The sequence below is a fragment of the Streptomyces niveiscabiei genome, from assembly GCF_001419795.1.
GTDB lineage: Bacteria > Actinomycetota > Actinomycetes > Streptomycetales > Streptomycetaceae > Streptomyces > Streptomyces niveiscabiei.
In genome coordinates this window covers 1-3,717 of record NZ_LIRL01000829.1, presented here as the reverse complement: position 1 = coordinate 3,717, position 3,717 = coordinate 1, and the positions used below count along the sequence as shown (strand labels likewise).

The following is a 3,717-nucleotide window of genomic DNA, read 5'->3' as shown; positions in this document are numbered from 1 at the left end:
GGCGTGGGAGGGGGTCGAGGTGACGCGTACGGTCTCGGCGCCGCGTCCGGTGCCGTTGCAGCAGGCGCCACTCGACAAACGTGTAACGAAGTAGGCGCCCACACCCCACCCGCCCCTTGCATTCCCAGGCGCCTCGATAGACTCGCCGGGCTGTAAGAAGGATCATGTTGACGGGGTGGGACACTTCCGATGAGCGACGCAATCACCACGCAGCGGCCGTCCGCCGAGACGCACGGCCACGAGAGCAACGGCGCCGGCCGCCACCGCGGCCAGCAGTCGGCCCACGACGCGGAGACGGCCCCCCACGGCCGCCACCGCAGGCCGACGGAGCAGGCGGAGTCGGCTGCGGCGTAGCCGGTTCGAGCACGCGGGTCCCGCTGGTCACCGAGGGGTGACCGGCGGGGCTTTTTGCTGACGACGGCGCTCTTGCGTCTCGCTCCGGCGCTGCGGCGCGCGCTGTCCCCCGATGGTCCGAACGTCGTCAACTCGGCGGGGGCGGCGGCTACTCAGACCGTGTTCCATCTCCATGTGCACCTGGTGCCGCGCTGGCACGGGGACGCGTTCGGCCCGCTGTGGCCGGGGCGTTCGCAGCGGCCTGCGCAACAGGACGAGGGAGTGGCGGAGTTGATCAGGGCGGAGGTGGCGGGAACGGCGGGGCGGCACTCCGGTCCTGCTGACTCCTTGTGAGCCGGCCCTGTGGGCTCCTTGTCAGGGCCGGTCCTGTCGGCTTCTTGTGCGGGCGGAGTGCTCTACTCCCGTCGCAGGCCCAGGACTTCGGACGCGCCGAAGGTCTCTCCGCTGGGTCGCTGTGCGTAGTGCGGGGTCAGTACCGCGTCCAGTTCGTCGTAGGTGAAGGCGTCCTGTTTGCTGTCGAACTTGGCGCGGACGCGGGGGCGTTCGACGACGGCGACCATGCCGCCGTGGACGACGAGGAGTTGGCCGTTGACGCGGGCGGCGGCCGGGGAGGCCAAGTAGCCGACGAGGGGGGCGACATGGGCCGGGGAGAGGGGGTCGATGCCCTGGTCGGGTTCCTCGACGGCGGCGAAGACGTCCTCGGTCATGCGGGTGCGGGCGCGGGGACAGATGACGTTGGCGGTGACGCCGTACTTGGCGAGGGCGAGGGCGGTGGAGACGGTGAGGCCGACGATCCCGCCTTTGGCGGCAGCGTAGTTGGGCTGCCCCGGGGAGCCCGCGAGGAACGCTTCCGAGGAGGTGTTGACGATCCGGCCGTACACCGGGCCCCCCTCCCGCTTCGACCGTTCACGCCAGTGCGCCGCCGCGAACCGAGTCGTGTTGAAGTGCCCTTTGAGGTGGACCCGGACGACCGCGTCCCACTCCCCCTCGGTCATGGAGAACACCATCCGGTCGCGCAGGATGCCCGCGTTGTTGACGAGGACGGCCAGCTCGCCGTACGTGTCGATCGCCAACTCGACGAGTTCGCGGGCCTGTTGGAAGTCGGAGACGTCCCCGGTGTGGGCGGTGGCCTCGCCCCCGGCGGCGCGGATCTCGGCGGCCACCTCCTCCGCGGGGGTCGCGGACGCCTCGCCTGAGCCGTCGCGGCCGGCCTGCCCGTAGTCGTTGACGACAACAGCCGCGCCGAGCCTGGCGAGTTCGAGCGCCTCGGCGCGTCCGAGTCCACGCCCGGCGCCGGTGACGATCGCCGAAAGTCCTTCCAGGGGACGGGACATGACGGTTCCTCAGATCTCTATGCAGGTACGCAGGGCGACGCCGGTGCGCATCTGGTCGAGTGCCTCGTTGACGTCGGCGAGCGGGACCCGGTGCGTGATGAGCCCGGCGAGGTCGATGCGTCCGGCCCGCCAGAGGGCGATGGTCCGCTCGTAGGAGCGCAGGACGTCGCCGCCGCCGTACATGGACGGCAGGATCCGCTTCTCGTCGAAGAACAGCTCGAACATGTTGAGTTGGAGGAAGTCGTCCATCGCTCCGGCGCCGACGACGACGAGGGTGCCGCCGCGCCGGGTGTTCTCGTAGGCGGTGCGCGCGGTGGCGGACCGGCCGACGACCTCGAAGACGTAGTCGAACCCCTCGCCCCCGGTGACCAGTTGCTTCGCTCCGGGCAGCTCGTCGGGCGAAACCGCCTTCGTGGCACCGAACTTGAGCGCGGCCTCGCGCCGGGACGCGACCGGGTCGACGGCGACGATCTCGGCGGCCCCCTTGAGCCGCGCGCCCTGGATCGCGGAGATCCCGACGCCCCCGCAGCCGATCACGGCGACGGACGAACCGGCTTCCACGTCAGCGGTGTTGAGGGCGGCGCCGAGCCCCGTCGTCACCCCGCAGCCGATGAGCGCGGCGATGTCGAAGGGCACGTCCTCGGGGATCGGCACCGCGCACCCGGCGTCGACGACGACCTCTTCCGCGAACGTGCCGGTCCCCGCGAACCCGAACAGATCCCCGGCGGGGCGGCGGAAGTTGGGGGTTCCGGCGTTCATGAACCCGGCGAGGCACAGCTCGGTCTGGCCGCGCTTGCAGGCGGGGCAGGCGCCGCAGGCGGGCAGCCAGCACACGACGACCCGGTCCCCGGCCTTCAAGTGGCCCACACCTTCCCCGACTTCGAGGATCTCGCCCGCGCCCTCGTGCCCCGGCACGAACGGTCCCGGCTGCGGCAGCACCCCGCTCATCGCGGACAGGTCCGAGTGGCACAGCCCCGTCGCCCGCACCCGGATCCTCACCCTGCCGGGCCCGAACCCCACGGCCTCGACGTCGTCGAGGACCTCCAGCTTGTCCTGACCGATCTCGTGCAGTACGGCTGCGCGCATGGGCGCGACTCCCCTCAGATCATGGCGTGTTGGACGATCGTGTCGGCGAGCACGGGCGCGTCGCCGCGTTCGGCGGCGCTCACCGCGACGCGTACGGCCCCCTCGCCGCGCCACATGCGGATACGCAGCGTCTCCCCCGGGTACACGACCCCGGCGAACCTCGTGCCGTACGACCGGACTTGGCCCACGTCCCCGTCCAACTCCGCGTCCACGACGGCCTTCAGCGTCATGCCGTACGTGCACAGGCCGTGCAGGATGGGCCGTTCGAAACCGGCGCGCTTCGCGAAATCCGGGTCCGCGTGAAGGGGGTTGTGGTCGCCGGAGAGGCGGTACAGGAGGGCCTGGTCCTCGCGGATCTCGCGCTCGACGGTCAAGTCCGGTTCCCCGGTGGGGGGTTCGAGGCGTCCGGAGGGGCCGCGCTCGCCGCCCCAGCCGCCTTCGCCGCGTACGAAGATGTGCGCGTCGCCGGTCCACAACGGGCCGTCGGCGTCGGCCACTTCGGTGCGCATGACGAGGACGGCGGCCTTGCCCTTGTCGTACACCGCCGCGATGCGGCCCGTCGCCGTGGCCGTTCCCTCCGCCGGGATCGGGCGGTGGATCGTCAACGACTGGGCGCCGTGCAGGACTTGGGACAGGTCGACGTCGACTCCCGGCATCGACAGGCCGCTGATCACTCCGGGGGAGCCGTTTCCGGCGACCGTCGCGAAGCTGGGGAGGACGTGCAGGCGGGATTCCAGGGTGTAGCGCAGTTCGTCCGGGTCGGTGGCGGGGGTGCCGGCGCCGATGCCGAGGTGGTAGAGCTGCACGTCCTTGCGGGTCCAGGTGATCTCGCCGGTGCGGGGGGCGGCGGCGAGGGCGGCGGCTGCGTCGATGGGCAAGGGGGCTCCCTGGTGGGGCTTGTCGGTGCGGAGCGCAGGGTGGTGCGGTGCGGTGCGGGGCGGTG

5 protein-coding genes are annotated in these 3,717 nt (G+C 71.7%); 2 read left to right on the top strand and 3 right to left on the bottom strand.

Translation table 11 applies throughout. The annotated features are described in order from the left end of the window. Positions 1-189 precede the first annotated feature (189 nt). Positions 190-354 (top strand): hypothetical protein, encoded by a 165-nt coding sequence (locus tag AOK24_RS49370; protein ID WP_165854491.1) that lies wholly within the window; start codon positions 190-192, stop codon positions 352-354. Positions 355-426: 72 nt separating this feature from the next. Continuing rightward, the gene (locus AOK24_RS34630; protein WP_240554266.1) at positions 427-687 is read left to right on the top strand and encodes an HIT family protein; all 261 of its coding nucleotides are present in this window, start codon (positions 427-429) and stop codon (positions 685-687) included. A gap of 62 nt (positions 688-749) precedes the next feature. Here the strand turns inward: AOK24_RS34630 and AOK24_RS34625 are convergent, their stop codons facing one another. The 3 genes from AOK24_RS34625 to AOK24_RS34615 are packed head-to-tail and all read right to left on the bottom strand — an operon-like array spanning position 750 to position 3,652. Continuing rightward, a complete protein-coding gene (locus AOK24_RS34625) occupies positions 750-1,688 on the bottom strand; it encodes a 3-oxoacyl-ACP reductase (RefSeq protein WP_055723951.1) in 939 nt (312 codons plus the stop codon). 9 nt (positions 1,689-1,697) lie between these two features. After that, a complete protein-coding gene (locus tag AOK24_RS34620) occupies positions 1,698-2,774 on the bottom strand; it encodes a Zn-dependent alcohol dehydrogenase (RefSeq protein WP_055723950.1) in 1,077 nt (358 codons plus the stop codon). 14 nt (positions 2,775-2,788) lie between these two features. Then, complete coding sequence (locus AOK24_RS34615; protein WP_055723949.1) at positions 2,789-3,652, bottom strand: MaoC/PaaZ C-terminal domain-containing protein; 864 nt, start codon at positions 3,650-3,652, stop codon at positions 2,789-2,791. Positions 3,653-3,717 lie beyond the last annotated feature (65 nt).

Coding starts and splice junctions, on each gene's coding strand:
- AOK24_RS49370 (WP_165854491.1), top strand. CDS start 190: ATGAGCGACGCAATCACCACGCAGCGGCCGTCCGCCGAGACGCACGGC.
- AOK24_RS34625 (WP_055723951.1), bottom strand. CDS start 1,688: ATGTCCCGTCCCCTGGAAGGACTTTCGGCGATCGTCACCGGCGCCGGG.
- AOK24_RS34620 (WP_055723950.1), bottom strand. CDS start 2,774: ATGCGCGCAGCCGTACTGCACGAGATCGGTCAGGACAAGCTGGAGGTC.